The sequence below is a fragment of the Bacillus sp. LLTC93 genome, from assembly GCF_002993125.1.
Lineage (GTDB): Bacteria > Bacillota > Bacilli > Bacillales > Bacillaceae > Bacillus > Bacillus zhangzhouensis.
This window is the reverse complement of sequence record NZ_PVME01000001.1, coordinates 147,758-166,548: the sequence shown is the minus strand read 5'-3', so window position 1 is coordinate 166,548 and position 18,791 is coordinate 147,758. Positions and strand designations below refer to the sequence as shown.

General features: G+C 42.5%; 17 protein-coding genes and 1 pseudogene. 7 read left to right on the top strand and 11 right to left on the bottom strand.

Going from position 1 to position 18,791, the window contains the following annotated elements; all coding sequences use genetic code 11:
* Positions 1 to 6: 6 nt before the first annotated feature.
* The gene (locus C6W18_RS00870; RefSeq protein ID WP_105925399.1) at positions 7 to 627 is read right to left on the bottom strand and encodes an acetate uptake transporter; all 621 of its coding nucleotides are present in this window, start codon (positions 625 to 627) and stop codon (positions 7 to 9) included.
* A 142-nt stretch (positions 628 to 769) separates the two neighbouring features.
* Here C6W18_RS00870 and C6W18_RS00865 point away from each other — a divergent pair, with 142 nt between their 5' ends.
* A complete protein-coding gene (locus tag C6W18_RS00865; RefSeq protein WP_034322653.1) occupies positions 770 to 1,588 on the top strand; it encodes a uroporphyrinogen-III synthase in 819 nt (272 codons plus the stop codon).
* Positions 1,589 to 1,631: 43 nt separating this feature from the next.
* On the opposite strand, the gene uptA is transcribed toward C6W18_RS00865, so the two are convergent.
* From uptA to C6W18_RS00850, 3 genes are read right to left on the bottom strand one after another with little or no spacing between them, the layout of a single operon-like run.
* Positions 1,632 to 2,234, bottom strand: a complete 603-nt coding sequence (uptA, locus tag C6W18_RS00860) for an undecaprenyl phosphate transporter UptA (RefSeq protein WP_034322656.1) — start codon at positions 2,232 to 2,234, stop codon at positions 1,632 to 1,634.
* Positions 2,235 to 2,286: 52 nt separating this feature from the next.
* The gene (gene galU, locus C6W18_RS00855; RefSeq protein ID WP_105925397.1) at positions 2,287 to 3,168 is read right to left on the bottom strand and encodes a UTP--glucose-1-phosphate uridylyltransferase GalU; all 882 of its coding nucleotides are present in this window, start codon (positions 3,166 to 3,168) and stop codon (positions 2,287 to 2,289) included.
* Positions 3,169 to 3,172: 4 nt separating this feature from the next.
* Positions 3,173 to 3,580, bottom strand: a complete 408-nt coding sequence (locus C6W18_RS00850; protein ID WP_105925395.1) for a GtrA family protein — start codon at positions 3,578 to 3,580, stop codon at positions 3,173 to 3,175.
* A gap of 164 nt (positions 3,581 to 3,744) precedes the next feature.
* Here C6W18_RS00850 and C6W18_RS00845 point away from each other — a divergent pair, with 164 nt between their 5' ends.
* Positions 3,745 to 3,975, top strand: coding sequence for an excisionase family DNA-binding protein (locus tag C6W18_RS00845; RefSeq protein ID WP_105925393.1), 231 nt, complete (start codon positions 3,745 to 3,747; stop codon positions 3,973 to 3,975).
* Between the two features lie 55 nt (positions 3,976 to 4,030).
* On the opposite strand, the gene C6W18_RS00840 is transcribed toward C6W18_RS00845, so the two are convergent.
* The 6 genes and pseudogenes from C6W18_RS00840 to C6W18_RS00815 all read right to left on the bottom strand — a co-directional run bounded on the left by C6W18_RS00840 (position 4,031) and on the right by C6W18_RS00815 (position 11,760).
* Positions 4,031 to 5,131 (bottom strand): Ger(x)C family spore germination protein, encoded by a 1,101-nt coding sequence (locus C6W18_RS00840; protein ID WP_105925391.1) that lies wholly within the window; start codon positions 5,129 to 5,131, stop codon positions 4,031 to 4,033.
* The gene (locus C6W18_RS00835) at positions 5,128 to 6,228 is read right to left on the bottom strand and encodes a GerAB/ArcD/ProY family transporter (protein ID WP_105925389.1); all 1,101 of its coding nucleotides are present in this window, start codon (positions 6,226 to 6,228) and stop codon (positions 5,128 to 5,130) included. The genes C6W18_RS00840 and C6W18_RS00835 overlap by 4 nt, the downstream gene beginning before the upstream one ends.
* 12 nt (positions 6,229 to 6,240) lie before the next feature.
* Positions 6,241 to 7,727 (bottom strand): annotated as a pseudogene (locus tag C6W18_RS00830) (spore germination protein).
* Positions 7,728 to 7,805: 78 nt separating this feature from the next.
* On the bottom strand, positions 7,806 to 9,143 hold the full coding sequence (locus C6W18_RS00825; RefSeq protein WP_105925387.1) for a (Fe-S)-binding protein: 1,338 nt from the start codon (positions 9,141 to 9,143) through the stop codon (positions 7,806 to 7,808).
* Complete coding sequence (gene glcD / locus C6W18_RS00820) at positions 9,140 to 10,549, bottom strand: glycolate oxidase subunit GlcD (RefSeq protein ID WP_105925385.1); 1,410 nt, start codon at positions 10,547 to 10,549, stop codon at positions 9,140 to 9,142. The genes C6W18_RS00825 and glcD overlap by 4 nt, the downstream gene beginning before the upstream one ends.
* Positions 10,550 to 10,626: 77 nt before the next feature.
* Positions 10,627 to 11,760 carry a CdaR family transcriptional regulator gene (locus C6W18_RS00815; protein ID WP_034322682.1) on the bottom strand — a complete coding sequence of 378 codons (1,134 nt, stop codon included), beginning with the start codon at positions 11,758 to 11,760 and terminating at the stop codon, positions 10,627 to 10,629.
* A gap of 125 nt (positions 11,761 to 11,885) precedes the next feature.
* Between C6W18_RS00815 and C6W18_RS00810 the strand changes: the two genes are divergently transcribed.
* Positions 11,886 to 12,464: a hypothetical protein gene (locus C6W18_RS00810; RefSeq protein WP_034322685.1), complete on the top strand. Its 579-nt coding sequence runs from the start codon at positions 11,886 to 11,888 to the stop codon at positions 12,462 to 12,464.
* A gap of 61 nt (positions 12,465 to 12,525) precedes the next feature.
* Here C6W18_RS00810 and C6W18_RS00805 read toward each other — a convergent pair whose 3' ends face one another.
* Complete coding sequence (locus tag C6W18_RS00805) at positions 12,526 to 13,284, bottom strand: DeoR/GlpR family DNA-binding transcription regulator (RefSeq protein WP_105925383.1); 759 nt, start codon at positions 13,282 to 13,284, stop codon at positions 12,526 to 12,528.
* Positions 13,285 to 13,434: 150 nt separating this feature from the next.
* Between C6W18_RS00805 and C6W18_RS00800 the strand changes: the two genes are divergently transcribed.
* From C6W18_RS00800 to C6W18_RS00785, 4 genes are all read left to right on the top strand, one after another.
* Positions 13,435 to 14,241, top strand: coding sequence for a tyrosine-protein phosphatase (locus C6W18_RS00800; RefSeq protein WP_105926355.1), 807 nt, complete (start codon positions 13,435 to 13,437; stop codon positions 14,239 to 14,241).
* 24 nt (positions 14,242 to 14,265) lie between these two features.
* Positions 14,266 to 15,804: a glycoside hydrolase family 10-like protein gene (locus C6W18_RS00795; RefSeq protein ID WP_105925381.1), complete on the top strand. Its 1,539-nt coding sequence runs from the start codon at positions 14,266 to 14,268 to the stop codon at positions 15,802 to 15,804.
* A gap of 158 nt (positions 15,805 to 15,962) precedes the next feature.
* Entirely contained in the window at positions 15,963 to 17,105 is a 1,143-nt protein-coding gene (locus tag C6W18_RS00790) for an acyl-CoA dehydrogenase family protein (RefSeq protein WP_105925379.1), read from the top strand.
* A gap of 42 nt (positions 17,106 to 17,147) precedes the next feature.
* Positions 17,148 to 18,785, top strand: a complete 1,638-nt coding sequence (locus tag C6W18_RS00785) for an AMP-binding protein (RefSeq protein ID WP_105925377.1) — start codon at positions 17,148 to 17,150, stop codon at positions 18,783 to 18,785.
* Positions 18,786 to 18,791: the final 6 nt, after the last annotated feature.

Below are 18,791 nucleotides of genomic sequence, written 5' to 3'. Positions count from 1 at the left end.
TTTTATTTATGCTTTTGTAAAAACGCGAAATGGTTGTCCAACTGGCAGCACAGTACGACCAAAATGTGTATTGAGCACAACCGCTGCAGAACCATAGAATGAAAGCAGGGAAATGATCAGCTCTGATACGCCTGCAATGGTATGGGTCACATCGTACATCACACCAAACGAGCTAAGGGAAAGGCCAATGAATAAGAAATCAATAAAGACGAAAATCATAAATAACACTTTATGTGTTTCCATTGCACCGATCGTCATAAACAAGCTGAAAATCAAATAACCAATAAAAGCAAAACCTAGTTGTTTTGGATCCGCAGCTCCCGCAAGCGTTTTCCCAAAAACGCCAGCTTGAATGAGCCAAGTGGTTCCAACGCCCATCCAAAAAAGACCGAATGCGCCAAAGGCAGTGGCACCAAAAATATTCTGATGCTTTGAATCTTGTATGGACGCAATAAGCTGCGCGATTCCTCCAAGGAAGATAGCCCAAGGTAAGATAAGGGAAGTGCCATCTGTGATTCCTAGTTTTTGTGAGGACGCAACGAGCGTCACCATTGCTAAACCAAACAAACCAAGTGGTGTTGGGTCTGCAATTGATAATCGAATTGCTTGAACATTCTGTTTTTCCATAATGACCTCCTACAATTTGCACTTACAAAAGATACTCGAATTCCACAGAAACGTCAAGCTCTTTTTTAGTAGACACTTGCAACCTCTTCCAAATAAATCTATATTTAATACATATAATATGTGATAGAAAAAGAGGGATAGAATGAGTAAAGGCTTAGCAGGAAAAACGATTGCCATTTGTGGAACGAGAAAAACAGAAGAAATGCGTACACTTGTTGAAAAGCAAGGAGGACAAGCCGTTATTCGCTCCCTTCAAGGAACAGTGTTTTTAGCCAAAGAGGAGTTAAAACCAGGCATCGAAACCTTTGTGAAACAAGGGGCTGACTGGGTGATTTTAACAACAGGCATCGGCACAAATACATTAATTGAGAGTGCAGAAGAACTAACTCTCGGAGAAGCATTTATGAACATTTTATCAAAAGCCCACATCGCTTCAAGAGGGTACAAAACCTTTGCTGCTCTCAAAAAACACGGTATTCAGCCAGATGTCTCTGATGAAGATGGAACCATTCGTGATCTCATCTCAAAGCTTGAAGACAAAGAGTTTCAAGGCAAACGGGTCATGGTTCAGCTTCACGGCGAAAATGCGCCAGCTCTCATGCAATTTTTACATGATAAGGGGGCAGATGTTTTGCCGCTATTACCATATCAGCACACGCCTCCTGAACCAGAGGCTGCTGAAACATTGCTTCAAGAAATGAAAGATGGGAAAGTCCAGGCTGTCTGCTTTACGACCGCAGTTCAGGTTCATGCCTTTTTCAAACTAGCATCAGAATGGGGCAGAAAAGAAGAACTGCAAGACCTATTTGAGCAGCATGTACTGGCTGTAGCTGTCGGAAAAGTAACGGCTGAAGCTTTAAAAGAGGAGGGAGTAGACCGCATTCTTGCCCCGTCTTTTGAGAGAATGGGTGCAATGATTATGGAATTATCCAAATATATGAAAAAACAATCGACACACTAACAGAAAAAAACGCCTTTCACAACATCAGTGAAAGGCGTTTTCGTTAGATTGTCCGTTTTCGATTCGTACGCATTTTTTTTAGCACGAAATACAGAACGATAAGGACGATGGCAATAGCCATAATAGGAGTTGTATAAGTGTGGGCAACACTTTGAATGTGATCCCACTTTGTCCCGAGCTGCATCCCGAGATAGATAAATAAGATGGACCAAGGGATGGCAGCTAATCCAGTCAAGAGGACAAATTTTAAAAATGGCATCTTGGCAATACCGGCTGGGATCGAGATGGCATGGCGCACAACAGGAATAAAGCGCGCTGTAAACACGACACCTGTTCCATATCGGTCAAACCAGCGCTCTGCAGTGGCAATATGATGCTCATGGATGAATAAATATTTTCCGTACTTTGTTAAAAAAGGTCTTCCGCCGTAAAGACCAATCCAGTAAATAAAGCACTGCGCAAGCGTGCCTCCAATGACCCCAGCAATGACAGCCCCAACAAAACCAATGGTTCCTGTTGATACCATATATCCGCCATAGGCCAGAACAATTTCACTCGGAATGATTTCAATCATGAGTCCAAGTGCAACACCTACGTAACCGAGGCTTGTCAGCCAGGTTAAAATTTCATTAAAAAAGGTTCCCATTCATTTCACACTGCCTTTAAATACGATTTTCTTCAAGCATTCTTATAAGAGCCTATGCTTGTTTTGCTTCTCTCATGAGTATGCTTTCTATATATGCTAGCATGGCTGGCCTCATATCATGACGCATTAATCCAATTTCAGTCGCTGCCTTAAAACAGCCAAGCTTATCTCCAACATCAAATCTCAAACCATCTAATCGTCTTGCATAAATGGGTGATTGATGTGCAATCTCTTTCAGAGCGTCTGTCAGCTGTATTTCGTTACCAGCGCCTCTGCCGATTCTTTCTAACACAGAAAAAATCGATGGGGTTAAAAGATACCTGCCCATCACGGCTAAATCGGAAGGCGCCTCATGAATGGCTGGCTTTTCCACCAAGTCTGTGACTTCAAACACATGACCTTCTAGTCTAGCTGGTCTTATCATACCATACTTACTGACATCTAGACGATCGACTTGCTGAACACCAATTACCTCTGTTTGTTTGTCTTCATAGACTTCCATGAGCTGAGAGAGGGCGGGTTTGTCTGATACCATCACATCATCACCTAAAAGAACAGCAAAAGGATCATTGCCGGTAAAATGACGTGCACATAACACTGCATGTCCGAGACCTAGAGGTTCCTTCTGACGAATGTAATGAATATTGGCCATTTCCGCAATATGCCTGATTTCAGCCAGCTGTTCATTCTTTCCTTTTTCGAGTAAATTTTGTTCTAGCTCGATCGACCGATCGAAGTGATCTTCAATTGATTTCTTGTTTCTCCCTGTGATGATGAGGATATCTTCAATCCCTGATTCAACAGCCTCTTCTACTATATATTGAATGGCAGGTTTGTCTACGATGGGCAGCATTTCCTTTGGCTGTGCTTTGGTGGCTGGTAAAAAACGTGTTCCTAATCCGGCTGCTGGTATAACGGCTTTTTTTATGTTCATGAGATCAACGCTCCATTTCTGATTGTTTATTTTCTGTTTGAAAGACCCAAACGCGGCTTCCAGTAAAAGTGATCATAAGGCCAAGAAGGGTGCCGACCAATTTACTGATGAATAATGAGAAATTTGCTAGCTGCATGACGTATAAGACGAAGTAGGTAAGAAGACACGCCGCCCCATTGACAGTGATCCACTTGATCCATTCCCACCTGTCAGGTTTCTTTTTTACTTGAAACGTCCATTTTCGATTCCAAAAATAGCTGTTCATCATCCCTGCACTATAGGAAAGGCACTGCGCAAGGAATGGGGGGACAAAGCAGGCGGTTAGAAGGATGAAAAAGATCAAGTCAATGAGCGTATTGCCTGCTCCTACAATTGAAAACGCGGCATAGGTTCGAATGTTTTTCCTTGTCATGTGAAGAATGGTCACCTCCTAAAAATTGTGTGTATGAATACTGTACATAAGGGAGTTGACGAATCAGTGAAGAAAAGATGAAAAAAACATGAACAGGCGGTATCCGTTTTTTGAACAGCTCGTGATATAATTTGTGAGATGAAACGAACGGGTGGTGCACATGCATGTATTTAACAATCACAGAAACAGCTGAATACTTAGAAGTATCAGAAGCGTATATTGAAAAATTAATCCAGCAAAAAAAGATTCGCTACGTATATGACGGAGAATCTTACCTGATTTATCAAGGACAGTTTCAAACACATTTGAAGCAGCTTGAACAATATAAAGAGCTCGTCCAAGAAATCTTAAATGAACCGATCCCTGAAGACCCCGATGTAAAAGATGAAGATTAAAAAAAGACTGCCCTTGAAAAATGGCTCAGCCCTTTTCATATGCAGTCTTTTTCAATTATTGGCTCACGCCGGTTTGAACAATCTTCATCTGGCATTTGATGTGAACATCTACATCAGGATAAATTTCATCCCATTTCTCCGGTGTCATTGCTTTGTCTTTTGACCGATATCTCAAGCCTAATCCAAGCGGATCTATTTTCTGCTTTTTAAATGCTTGAACAAGGTCTTCTCCTTGCTGAGCAACACGTTTTTCCACTTCTTTTTCGACATGCTGTAAGATCGAGGGGGAATCAATTCTTTTGTATTTCATGAATTCTTTTAATTCACCCTTGAGTTTGATGGTGATCGTCACCTTAGGTTTCCTTCTCAAATGCTCTGTTTTCCGTATTTGATAGGACACATGTGATTTGATGTTTTCAATCACAACATGCGTTTTCGCATGATCACCTAACCTAAACTCATAAATACCATTTTTATGGTTCTCAATCATCGCTTTAAATGTAAAGGCTTTGTCCCCTGGAATTTGGTCAACCATTTTTTCATTATCAAATAAGGCAACCCCTGTGACATGTATGGCATTGCTTGTTTTTTTGATATAAGGAAGGTATGCATCCACACCTTTTGCAAGCATCTGATTCATAAAAATGTGCTGATTCGTCAATGGCTCATTGCCGTTGCGCATATTTTGCGAGAGGAGGTCAGCGATATACACCCCAATATTTAAGTTGGTTTGATTCATTTTTGTGTATAAAAGATCTTCCACTTCACCGCCGACTATCGCAAAAACCTGTCTTGCTCCGATAATGGGATCACGGTAAATGTAATTCATTAAGTCAATCATACCGACTTCTGTCGCTAGCTTTTCACTAATCAAAATCACCTGCACCTGACCCATGACGACAGGAAAAGGAGATTTTTCTGATACGAGAAATTGAATGTTGCTCAGCGTGTTGGATCGTGCACTTAATATTTGATAACTGCCTTGCTGTTCACGCTTAAATACAGGGAAGACAAAAAACCCCTTCATTTCTCCTTCTTCTAACAAATCAAATCCTGCTGCTTGAGCAATGTTCAATTCATCTAAAAGTCGCGGCTGCGCACAGCTGGATAACGTGATACTGACTAACATGAGACTGATAAGAAGATAACGTTTCATGCTCTTTTTTTCACCAGCCTTTTTTTGAGCAATAAGGCAATTGCAAGTAATGTAATAAAACCATAAATAAGGACAAACCCACTATATTCAATCCATTCATTAAAGGTTTCAAAGCTTGTGGCATCTATAAAAAATGTGAACATCGTTAAAACAATGACACTGAGTACGAGTAAAGTGATCGACTGTTTTGTGTGAAAAACCTGTTTTGCCATTCTACTAGCTGCCCATAAGGGGATTGCAACATTTGGGATAATGATCAATAGCCACATTGATATTTCAATAAATTCAAATCGCTGGATAAAAGGGAGCTTGACAATGCTTGTTAACGTGAGTGTCGGCCATTTCGTTAATTTAATTTGTGCACTTGAGTAATAAGCAATGGAAATTAAAAAAAGAAACATACTTAAAACGGTTGTAGCTGCTGCACTAATCTGGGCATACTTTTGTGAGGTTTGAGCTTTTTTGATAAAAGGATAATAAACAAGCAGTGTTTCAAAGCCAAACATCGTCATAGAGGCATCTTTGACGCCGACGAGCATCTCTGACATCGAATGATCAAACATTGGAAACATCAAGCGAATGTGACTATATTTCATGACATAAAAACAAACAAACGTCAGCCAGTACGTCAGGACAATACTAAAAAAAGCCCATCCAGCCACCGTTCTGAATCCGCCTGTATGAATATAATAAACGAGTAAAAGCAAGACACCTGCAAATAGCAGGCCAGGGATGTCTTTAAAAAGCCATACGTGAACGACATCCATATAATGAACAAGTACGATCAAAGATAACGAAGAAAAATAGAGAATATAAAGCACATTGAAAAACTGTCCGAGCCATTTACCTAACACAAATTGAGTAATTTCACTAAATTCTGAGGTAGGAGATTGTCGAAACATAAAATAAATGAGAAAAATCATCAAGTTCACGCTTAAACCTGCGATCAGAATGGCTATCCATCCATCATTATTCACGGATCGCACAAGGTTCGTCTGAAAGCTTAAGGCGCCAACACCTGTTTGGTTGGCATTGATTAAAAACAACACAAAAAAAGGGGACAATTGAAATTTCTCTTTGACAGAAGATGAGCTCATGATGTCACTTCCTTATTCATAAAAATCGTTTTTCCCCTTGCGTCCCTGCTTAGGCTTTTGGCGATGAATGGTTTCATTTTGTCCACGTAAATTTTTCGGTCTGTTTTTTAGAAAGCGGAGCTGCGGCCGAATAAAACTGTCTTTTAAGTCTGCTAAGCGAAGCGGATAAATCGGCTCTAAATATGGCTGACCAATTGATGTCAATTTCATTAAATGGGTGATGAGGAATGAGGCCATTAAACTGATACCAAGTGCACCCCAAATCTGTGCTGCAAATAGGAAAGGAAAGCGTAGAAGCCGAATGGCGCTACCCATTTTGTAAATAGGTGTGACGAAAGAGGCAAGGGCTGATAATGCCACGATAATGAGTAAAATATTACTCGTTAACCCTGCTGCAACGGCCGCTTGTCCAATGACAATCCCTCCAACAATACCTAGCGTCTGACCTACCTTTGTTGGCAGGCGGGAGCCAGCTTCTCTTAACAATTCAATTGAAATCTCTAAAAACAGCGCTTCGATAATGGGCGGAAAAGGAACAAGATATCGTGATGCAACAATGGTTTCCAATAAATCAGTCGGGATCAGTTCATAATGAAATGTTAAAACCGCAACATATAAAGGCGTGGCAAAAATAGAAAAAATGACGGCAAACATACGTAAAAGGCGGAAGCAAGAAGCTGCGATCCATGACATGTTATAGTCTTCCATTGTTGAAAAATACTCTAACAGAATGGTCGGTGCAAGCAAGCTATGCGGTGAACCATCGACCATGATCGCAATTTTCCCTTCGGTTAACCCTGAAGAAACACGATCTGGTCGTTCTGTATTTAAAAAAAGCGGAAAAATGGTATTAGACACGTCATAGAGCATTTGAACAAGATAATTCGCATCTAAAATTTGATCATAATTGACATCTTCAATTCGCTGAATAACCGTCTCGACGTTATCGGGATTCGCCACTTGATCAATATAAAGGATCGCGACCTTTGTTTGAGATAACGATCCAACAGTCTTTTCCACAACTCTTAAATCTGGTGTTGGGAGTCTTCGTCTAATTAAATTTAAATTTGTGTCAAGAACTTCGACAAAGGCTTCCTGTGCACTGATGATGCCAAATTCAAGTTCAGGCGGACCGACCGGCCTGCCTTTTTTTCTTCGATTGGGAGGAGAAGCGCTTTGCTCCAATCAGAGCTAAAACGAATGGCGATATATCCACGTTGGAGACTGTCGCTTATTTTCTGATGCTCGCTAGTGATGACAGCTTGTTCAATTGGAATCAGCTCTCTTAATTCTTCTAATGTTTGAAGAGCACTTCTTTGTTTGATACAAGGAAGAATCTGTTCATGTAGAAGGTTTCCGTTAATTAAAGAGCGGAAAAATGAAATCCGGTAGTAGAGATCTTCAACATGAGACAGTTCATTGGTGAAATCTGCTGAACGTGATAATGCCTCAAACACTGAATTCGGGTCCTTCTGATGTTGTTTGTTTTTCTTCAGCACTTGAACCGTCTCCTTCCGCGATTTTCCTCTATTATCCAACAAATTGTCTGAAGATATGCATGAAAAAAGCGTTCAGCTTCATGAGCTGGACGCTTCCTTTCCATATTGGACGGCTTCTAATAAAAAGTCAGCGAGATGAACGGCTCGCATGCTCGGTGAGTGCCCTGAGCGTTTGATCCCTGCCACCATTTGCAATTGACAGCCAGGATTAGATGTGACAATGGCAGCAGCCGTTGTTAGACTTGCTTCCGACATTTTATGATCTAAAATTTGCATCGACATTTTTGGCTGCAAGATGTTGTAAATCCCTGCCGAGCCGCAGCAGCGATCGGCATCCTTCATTTCTTTGAACGAAACACCATGAATCGCCTTCATAAGCACCCTTGGCGCGCCTTGTACACCCATTCCATTCCGTAAATGACAAGAGTCTTGATAGGTGATGACTTGTTCAGGCAAAGCCAAAGGAATGCGGCGATGAAATTCCAGCTCCACTAGAATGTCTGATATATCCGTGATTTTCTTTGAGAAGGCTTCACTTCGCTTTTGAAAAGCTGGATCATCCTGAAGCAAATGATCGTAATCACTTAAAAAGGCACCACATCCGCCTGCATTCATAACAATTGCATCTACATCCGCCTCCTCAAAGGCTTCAATATTCTGCTTTGCTAACTGTTTCGCTTGCTCTTTTTCTCCACTATGGCCATGAAGTGCTCCGCAGCACGTCTGAATAGGAGGGACGACAACGTCACAGCCTGACAGCTGCAGAAGCTGGATTGTCGCTTCGTTTGTACTGGAAAAAACCGTGTCCATTAAACAGCCAGAAAAAAATGCGACACGTTTTCTTGCTGGACTGTTGGCTTTGTATTCAGTCAAACGGCTTTTTTTTTGACGCGGCACCTTTGGGAGTGCCTGTTCCATCAACTGTAAATGCGAGGGAAGCACCTTCAGCATCCCAGTCTTACGAGCAGCAGTTTGCAAACCAGATGTTTGATAAAATCTAAGAAGACTTGCGGTTTGTCGCATACGGCTTTGTGAAGGAAAGAGACCTTTAAAAACAGCACGCCTCATCCATTTAACAGGAAACGATTGTTTTTTATGCTGCTGAATGATGTCTCTTGCATCTTCAAGTAATCGCCCATACTTGACACCAGAAGGGCAGACCGGTTCACATGCACGGCAGCCAAGACAAAGATTAAGTGAATGTTCGACATCTTCATCTGGTTCAATCACACCGTCCCTTACCGCCTTCATTAAAGCAATTCGGCCGCGGGGAGAGTGCGTTTCTTGTTGACCGGATTCAATATAGGTAGGGCAGGAAGGGAGGCAGAATCCGCAGCGCATACAATTGAGCAGCTCCTTTTCATCCATTTGCTGCTGGAACTTTTGATGAATCTCTTTTTGTTTAGAGGAATTCATGAGACCACCACCCGCTTTCTTGTTGATTTTCCAAACACTTTATCGGGGTTCATGATATTTTCCGGGTCAAGTGCTTCTTTAATGGCTTTCATTGCCGCGATTCCTTCTTTTTTGACCTTCAGCTCCAAATAAGGGGCTTTCATAAGGCCCACGCCATGTTCACCAGTAATGGTGCCGCCAAGTGAGACCGCTTTTTCAAAAATAGCCTGAAACGCTTCTTCCACCCGCTTCATTTCTTCTTCATTTCTTGCATCTGTTGCACAAGTAGGATGTAAGTTCCCATCACCTGCATGACCAAACGTACAGATTTTCACTTCGTATTCCCTCGCAATGTCTTCGATCGCTCGCACCATATTGGCAATCTCAGACCGGGGTACTGTAGCATCTTCTAAAATGGTTGTCGGGCTTAACCGGGCAAGAGCAGATAAAGCGGATCGTCTCGCTGTTAAGAGCGCACTTGCCTCTTCTTCAGAATGTGCGATATTGACGCTTTTTGCACCATGCTCCAGGCAAACTGCTGCGATGGTTTGCATATCACGGGAAACCGCTTCAGGATTGCCGTCCTGTTCAATTAATAGCACCGCTTGAACGTCAGTAGGCAGACCAATTTTCGCAAAATCCTCAACGACTTCTAGGGTTGGCTGATCCATAAATTCTAATGTGGCGGGGATGATCCGCTCTGCAATAATGGCCGAGACAGAAGTAGCGGCTTCCTCTAGGCTTTCGTATAAGCAAAGCATCGTTTGTTTTGTTTCTGGAAGCGGCAAAAGCTTCAGCGTTGCTTCTGTGACAATCCCGAGCGTTCCTTCTGAACCAACGAATAAACGGGTCAAATCATATCCAGCTACGTCCTTTGCGAGCTTGCCGCCTGTTTTGATGATGTCACCGTTTGGCAAAACCACTTCAAGTCCAAGGACATAATCTCTTGTCACACCATACTTTAAGCCTCTTAGACCACCTGAATTTTCATTCATATTTCCGCCTAACGTAGAGATTTTCATAGAGCTTGGATCAGGTGGATAGAAAAGACCTCTTTCCTCTACTTGGCGAATGAGCTCCTGGGTAATCAAGCCAGGCTGCACCGTTGCGGTGAGGTTTTCTTCGTCTATTTCTATTAATTGGTTCATTCTTGTAAACAGCATCACAAGGCCGCCTTGTGTGGGACAAGTTCCTGCACAAAGATTGGTTCCTGATCCTCTTGGCACGATCGGCACCTTGTATAAGGCGCAAAGCCGAACAATTTGCTGCACTTCCTCGGCTGTGTGAGGGCTCACGATGGCATCTGGCATATGCTGAAAATTTGGTGTCGCATCATATGAGTAGGCAAGACGATCCGCCTTGCTGTCTTGTACATAAGACGCACCGACAATCTCTTTTAATTGATTTGAAAATTCAGAATCTAGCATGTACATTCACTCCCATTGATTTGACGTATCGTATCTTCCAGTATAAAAAAAGAACCGCCTCATGCCTATGGACGATTCTACAAAATATCTGGCTGTTTTGTTGGTTTTTTTGTATCATGATCTAGCAGCATCAATGCTAAATAAAAGAGCATCGCATCTTGCATGCGTTTTGGATCAAGTGTCGTTAAATCTTGGATTCGTTTTAACCTGTAATGCAGTGTATTGATATGTACATGCATCGCTTCTGCGGTGTATTTCAATGAGTAATCTGATGTCATGAGTATCCGCAATGTTTTCACCAGTTCAGGATAGGGGAGAAGGGGCGCAATCGTTCGATCAAGAAACACTTCTTTTGTTTCCTGACTAACTTCTTCGATAAAAAGCTCAAGCGTCAAATCTTCATCAAACACAATCGGTGTATCAGCATGCGCCAATTTTAATGCACGAAAGGCTTGATGAAAAGATTGCTTCATCAAATGAGAAGCCGCTGGTTTCCCCGTACCAATCAATATTTTCGACGTGGATAGCGCTGAGAGCGAGGCATGCATGTGAAAAAGGCGCTGCTGCAAAGCGTCACGACCTTCCGCAGTTGTTTGCAGCATCAGCAAAAAACGCGCATGTCCCCAGCGCACGATGATCTCCTGCTTTGTGAGATGAAGCACAGCCTTCATCGCTTTATATTGCTCCTGCTTCATAAATGATTCATCCTGACAATCGATCAGGACAACTGCACGCTGCTTTTGGACATCAAGCTGAAGCCGCTGCGCTTTTTCAATGATATCAATGGATGTCTCCGGCAAATGAAGCCAGTCGAACACAAACGCTTCAAGCTGCCGTTCATCTGTTTCAGACTCTTGAAAAAATTCATGTTCTTGTATGAGCAGCTCAGTCATTTTTCGTAATATTTCGCCAAAAGGGGACACATGTACAGGATCTCCTGTCATCCCAATCACACCAATGACTTCTTGCTCAAAGTAAATAGGCAGATTGATACCAGCTTTGACACCTTTCATATGCTTTTCGTCGTCTTTTGTAAGGATTCGTTTCTGTCCTTCAAAGGACGTAAGATAGGCCCCTTCATGAAATTGACCAATACGTGCGGGATCTGTTGCCGCAATGATGGTACCGTTTGTTTGTGCGATGATGACTTCCTCAGTCAGCACTTTTTTGACCTCGTCTACGATTTTTTCTGCCAGTGTCATTGTGAGCAAAACGTACCCCTCCGAGATATTTCTTTTTACACTATGATACCATCATATACTGGGACATATCTTTCTTTTCGTGTGTTATGCTAAAATAATAAACGCAAATGAAGTAGATGAAAGGAGACAAAGCCATGTCGCTTAAAAATCGCTTACAAGATGTATTGAAAGAAGGGCAGGCGCTGACGGACTTTGAATATGACGAAGCGGCGCGTCACAATTGGCCGTTAGAAGGTGCAAGAATAAAGGAAGAAGCACGCTTTGCCGATGTATATATAGAGCGTGTGGACAAGGAAACAGAGGAAATGATTCAAACGGAAGCCTCCTCATTTTTAAACACACCGCTTACATATGTGAAAAAACAACAAAAAGAATTCATTTATATCGAATCGAAGTGGTTTGATGTGGTGAAGGTCGATGGATTAGCCGTTGAATGGGACGAAGTGTTTCAAACGTATACTGTGTTATTCGGATTAAAACGGCCTAAAAAAGACACGGGTATTCTAAAGGAAATGCTGTCGCCATTCAATGGTGCTCAGCTTCAATTTAATGGACAAGACGGCTTGTTCGATGTGAATTTACAGCTTCTTGAGCTTGATGACATCCAAGAAGATACGCCTTTCATAGACGTGATCTCGGCAATGTACCGATATTTATTCCACTTAATCATGCAGCTTGAGATGAATGATTCAAAAAACGGCTCAAATTCCTGAGCCGTTTTTTTCTTTCCTCTGTTTTGAACCGTTGGAAAACGGTTACAAGCTTTCGTGTCTCTTAAGATGAAGGCGTGACAAACCGCACATCATGCTCTTTTCCATATTGAAGATACTCTTCATTCGGCTCTTTATTGGTCACGACGACATCAATATCTTGTAAGTCACAAAAGGTGGTCAGAGCATAATGATCAAATTTACTATCATCGACTAATAAAAACGTTTTTGCACTTTTTTGAACGAGTGTTTTTTTAATATCCGTTTCAAGCGGGGAAGAATTCGTGACGCCGTGATCAATGGATAAACCAGTTGACGCAATAAACGCTTTATTCACATTGTATGCTTTTAGACGCTCTACACTTTGATAGCCAACGAAAGAATTCGTTTTTCGCTCAAGCATCCCGCCGGTGGAAAAGATGGTGAGATTTTCATAAGGCATCGCCTGTGTGATGAAGTCCACATTATTTGTCACAACGGTTACCTGTTTCTCAGTCAAATAGGGAAGCATCTCCAGGGTTGTCGTACCAGAATCAACAAAAATCTTATCCCCATTTTCGACAAAAGCGGCAGCGCTCTGACCGATCAATTGTTTTTTACTCAGCTGACGTGTCTTACGCTCTTGATACACCACTAACGTTGAGTGGTTCACAGCCACACCGCCATATACTTTCTTTAGCACGCCGGATTCAACCAATGCTTGTACATCTCGGCGTATCGTGTTTTTGGAGACGCCAAAATGCGCTACAAGCTCATCAAGTGAGGCAGATTCCCGGTCAAACACATACTCTTTGATTTGCTGGATCCGTTTTGTTTTTATCATGCTACAATCTCCAATCAATCCGAATGTCTTTTTTTCATTATACCAATAATTCCTCTTACATGAAGATCAGGTCGTCTGCTTCTCTTTTCTCCTTTTCTATAAAAGCGTATGATAGAGATAGGAAAAATGAAGGAAAGGACTTTAACTTCTATGAATCAGTCAAACAACCCATTTTCAAAGCTTGCAAATTTTAGAGAAGTAGGAGGACTTCAAACAGCAGATGAGATGTTGATCAAGCAGGGAATGATTTATCGATCCGCAGATTTATCCCGCCTCACGAAACAAGATATTGCGATGTTCTCGAAGCTTGGGATTCAAACCGTTTGCGACCTCCGTACAACCTCAGAACGTAAATCACATCCGCCAAAGATCAGGGAACACGACAAAATCATCCATATCCCCATGCAGCCTGACAGTAAGATGCCTAGTAAATGGGCTATGTTTCGTATGCTGGTAGCAGAAGGGAAGTCTCTCTCATTTACGGCGATCATGAAAGATTTATATCAAACCATGCTCACCGAGCGTAAAGGAGAGATTCAGCAGTTGTTCACACTACTTTCAGACGAAAGCAATTATCCGCTTATGCTTCACTGTACGAGCGGAAAGGACCGTACGGGTTTTTTATCTGCCCTTATTCAATTAGCAGCCGGTGTACCGGTGCATACCGTTTTAAGTGAATACATGCGCTCCAATGAAGGAGTGCAAATGCTTGTCAGAAGGCAGGAACGATTTGTCCGAATGATGAGTTTATACCGGGTATCAAAAGAACAAATTCAGCCGCTTCTTGGTGTGCAGCAAGATTACCTTGAAGATGTGCTAAGCGAGATGATGGAGACATACGGGAGTGCAGAGCGGTATTTAATCGAAGCGTGCGAAGTACCTGAAGCGCAGCTTAATGAAATGAAAAACATCCTGCTTACACCATCTGCTGGCATTCCATCACAAATCGCAGAATAAACTTGATATGAGGTGATGCAAAACATGCTGAAAAAGATCAGTATGATGTTTCTGACGCTGATTTTGATGTTTGTATTCTTATTGATTCCATCTAGTAGTCTAGCCCGTCCCATGCCAAAAGGGAAGCTTGAAAGCAGCAGGGAGATGCGTGCAGTTTGGGTCGCATCGGTTTATAACTTGGATTGGCCTTCAAAGAAAGGGCTGTCTGCCGCAGACCAGAAACAAGAGTTCATTCATTTGTTAGATGAGATCAAAGCGATGAATATGAACGCAATCATCATGCAAATTAAACCAACAGCAGATGCCTTTTATCCTTCGGCATACGGACCGTGGTCAGAATATTTGACCGGAACGCAAGGGAAAGATCCTGGGTATGACCCGCTTGAATTCATGATAGAAGAAGCACATAAACGAGGCCTGGAGTTTCATGCTTGGTTTAACCCTTATCGAATCACAATGAACCATACAGACCTCAGCCGGCTATCAGCCGATCACCCTGCAAAAAAACATCCTGATTGGACGATTGCTTACGGAAATCAGCTTTATTACAATCCAGGCATTCCTGAAGCTCAGGACTTCATTGTAGGCGGCATAGAAGAAGTCGTGAAGAACTATGATATTGATGCGGTGCATATGGATGATTATTTTTACCCGTATAAAATTGCAGGTGTGCCATTTCCAGATCAAGAAACGTATGAAACATATGGAAAAAAGACATTCACGCGTATAGAAGATTGGCGAAGAGATAATGTGAATCAATTGGTGCAGCAAATCAACGAAACTATTAAGAAAGAAAAGCCGTATGTGAAATTTGGCATTAGCCCGTTTGGGGTATGGCGCAATATAAAAGACGATCCAACTGGTTCAAACACCACAGCGGGGATGACCAATTACGATGATTTGTATGCTGATACAAGAGAGTGGATTCAGCAGCACAATATCGATTATGTCACTCCACAAATTTACTGGAGCATCGGTTTTCCGGCAGCCGCCTATGATGTATTGACGAAATGGTGGTCAAATGAAGTGAAGGGAGAGCCCGTTCACCTATACATTGGTCAAGCGACTTATAAAATCAATCAAAACAGTGACCCCGCTTGGTCTGATCCCGAGGAATATTTTCGCCAAATCAAGCTGAACAGGGAATCTCCACTCGTGCAGGGAAGCATGCATTTTAGTCTAAAAGATATCAATCGTAACCCTTTGAATGTAAAGGATCGATTAATAGAGGAGACATATAGCAAACCGGCTCTCATCCCAGAAATGCCGTGGCTTCATCAGAAAGCTCCAAAAAAACCAATCATCCAATCTGTGAAAAAAACAGCGGGTGGTGCGGCTTTACAGATCAAAAATGACCCACATTCTACTGCATCCTATTATGCGGTCTATCGATTGACGAATAAAGGGACATATGAATTACTGCAAACAGTCAGAAAAGAAAAAGGCGCAATGACACCCGTCAAAGACATTTCATTGAACGAGAAGAAGAGTGCTACCTACAAAGTAACGGCTCTTAATCGCCTTCATCATGAAAGCAAGCCTTCTACAAAAACAGTAAAATAACGAAAAAAGCATGAATGAGGACTTTCTTTCATTTATGCTTTTTTCATTTCCTTTTTTTCTACTATTCTTATTTTAATTTTCTGAATTCAATCAAGCTTGGCATGAAGCAGCGACTTGATTAATAAATATGATAGAGAAGAGGCAAAGGGGGAAGCAAGATGGACTTCGAATTAACAAAAGAACAACAAATGATCCGTCAGATGGTCAAAGAATTCGCAAAAGCAGAAATTGCACCGCTCGCTCAAACGATTGATGAACAGGCAGTATTTCCTGTCAAAACATTTCAAAAAATGGGGGAGCTAGGCTTTATGGGCATACCCTTTCCAGAAAAATATGGAGGCTCGGGTGGAGATACGATATCGTATGCGCTGGCTGTAGAAGAAATCGGAAAACAGTGTGCAAGTACAGGTCTTAGCTATGCCGCTGCTGTCTCCTTAGGTGCAAGCCCGCTTTATTATTTCGGTACAGAGGAGCAAAAGATGGATCACCTTGTCCCGCTAGCATCTGGAACAGCACTCGGTTCCTTCGGATTAACAGAACCAAACGCAGGATCAGATGCAAAAGGAACGAAAACAAAAGCGATTAAAGACGGACAAGAATACATCATCAGCGGGGAGAAGTGCTGGATCACAAATGCCAATTTTGCCAGAACCATTATCGTTACCGCTGTTACGGATCATGATGAGCACGGCCGCCCGGTCATCTCAGCCTTCATTGTCGAGAAAGGACAAAAAGGGCTATCAATTACAAATCCATATGACAAAATGGGGGTGCGCGGATCAGATACTGCTGAAATCATTTTAGACGGCGTACGTGTACCAGCGCATCATATATTAGGGGATCCAAACAAAGGCTTCAAGCAGTTTTTATATACATTAGACGGGGGACGAATTTCGATTGCCGCCCTATCTGTTGGAATCGCGCAAGCGGCACTTGACGCCTCGCTTTCCTATGCAAAAGAAAGAAAGCAATTTGGGCAGACCCTCTCATCCTTTCAAGCCATTCAGTTTAAACTGGCGGATATGGCGATGCAAATAGAGCTCGCAAGACAAATGGTATGGAAAGCCGCTTGGCTGAAAGATAACGGCAAGCCGTTTACAAAGGAAGCAGCCTATGCTAAGCTTTTCGCTTCTGAAATGGCGACAAAAGCAAGTCTTGATGCAGTCCAAATTCACGGCGGAACTGGCTACATGAAAGAATGTGGTGTTGAACGACTCGTGAGAGATGCGAAGTTGATGGAAATCGGAGAAGGGACATCTGAAATTCAGCGGCTAGTCATCGCAAGACAACTGTTAGCGTAATCGTGTAATGAAAACGCTTACTATTTGTGAAGGAGGAAAGCAATGATGTCGATTCAACCACAGACGATCGGCTCCCTATTAAGAGAGAAAAAGGAGCAGCACCCAGCACATGAAGCCATTGTTTATCCAGAACGTTCTTTACGTTATTCATACGAAGCGTTTTATAGAAAGGTCAAGGAAACAGGTAAAGGTCTAATGGCATTAGGGGTTCAAAAGGGGGATCATATCGCCATCATGGCACCAAATGTACCTGAATGGCTCATTTTGCAATTCGCCTCTGCCTCCATCGGAGCTGTTCTTGTCACCGTGAATACGAATTTTCAATCACAGGAACTCGCTTATTTACTAAAGCACTCTGATAGCAAAATGCTGTTTATCGTAGACGGGTTCAAAGAGACATCCTATGTCAGAATGATTGAAGAACTGATCCCAGAGCTTCAAACAGCTAATCAAGATGAGATATCAGCCGCATCATTTCCTTATTTAAAAAGTGTCGTATATATTGGCCAGCACGTACCAAACGGCATGCGTAGCTGGGACAGCATACAAGTTGCTGCCAAAAGAACGGAGGCGCACGAATGGGAAAAACGAATGAATCAGCTGTCCCCAGATGATGTCATTAATATGCAATATACCTCAGGTACAACCGGCTATCCAAAAGGAGTCATGCTCAGTCATACCAACATCGTCTGCAATGCCAGTCAAATCGCAGATTGTATGAAACTCACCCAACAAGACCGAATGTGTATCCCAGTACCCTTCTTTCATTGCTTTGGCTCTGTTCTTGGCGTGCTTGCTTGTCTGACAAAAGGGGGAACGATCATCCCGGTTGAATCTTTCCATCCAGAGCGAGTACTTCAAACAGTTGAAAAAGAAAAGTGCACCGTTCTTCACGGCGTCCCGACGATGTTCATCGCAGAGCTTGATCATCCGAATTTTCTCCATTATGATCTGTCCACATTACGAACGGGTATTATGGCCGGTTCACTTTGCCCATCTCATGTGATGAAGGCAGTTATTGAAAAAATGGGTTTGAGGGAGCTCACGATTGCCTATGGTCAGACCGAAAGCTCACCTGTCATTACTCAAACAAGAACCGATGATCCATTTGAAAGACGAGTTCAAACGGTCGGGCGGGCGCTTCCTCACATCGAAGTGAAAATCGTCGCACCAGGCACATCGAGTGAGGTGCCGAGAGGAGAGCAGGGGGAACTGTGTACAAGAGGCTATCATGTCATGAAAGGCTACTATAAAAATGAAGAAGCAACAAATGAAGTCATTGATAAGGACGGGTGGCTTCATACGGGGGATTTAGCTGAGATGGATCATGACGGCTATGTGAAAATTACAGGCCGGCTGAAAGATATGATCATCAGAGGCGGAGAGAATGTTTACCCAAAAGAGATTGAAGATGTTCTTTACACTCATCCGGCCATTCTTGACGCACAGGTCGTTGGTATTCCTGACGAGACATACGGAGAAGAAGCAGCCGCATTTATTCGGCTCAAACAGGGGAGTACGGTCACGATTGAGACATTAACCAGCTATTGTCAGTCCCAAATGGCACGCTACAAAATCCCGAAATATTTTTTCATTACAGATGAGTATCCAATGACCGCATCAGGAAAGATTCAAAAATTTCGACTGAAAAAGCAGGCGCTTGATCTAATAAAGGAGTGAAGGTAG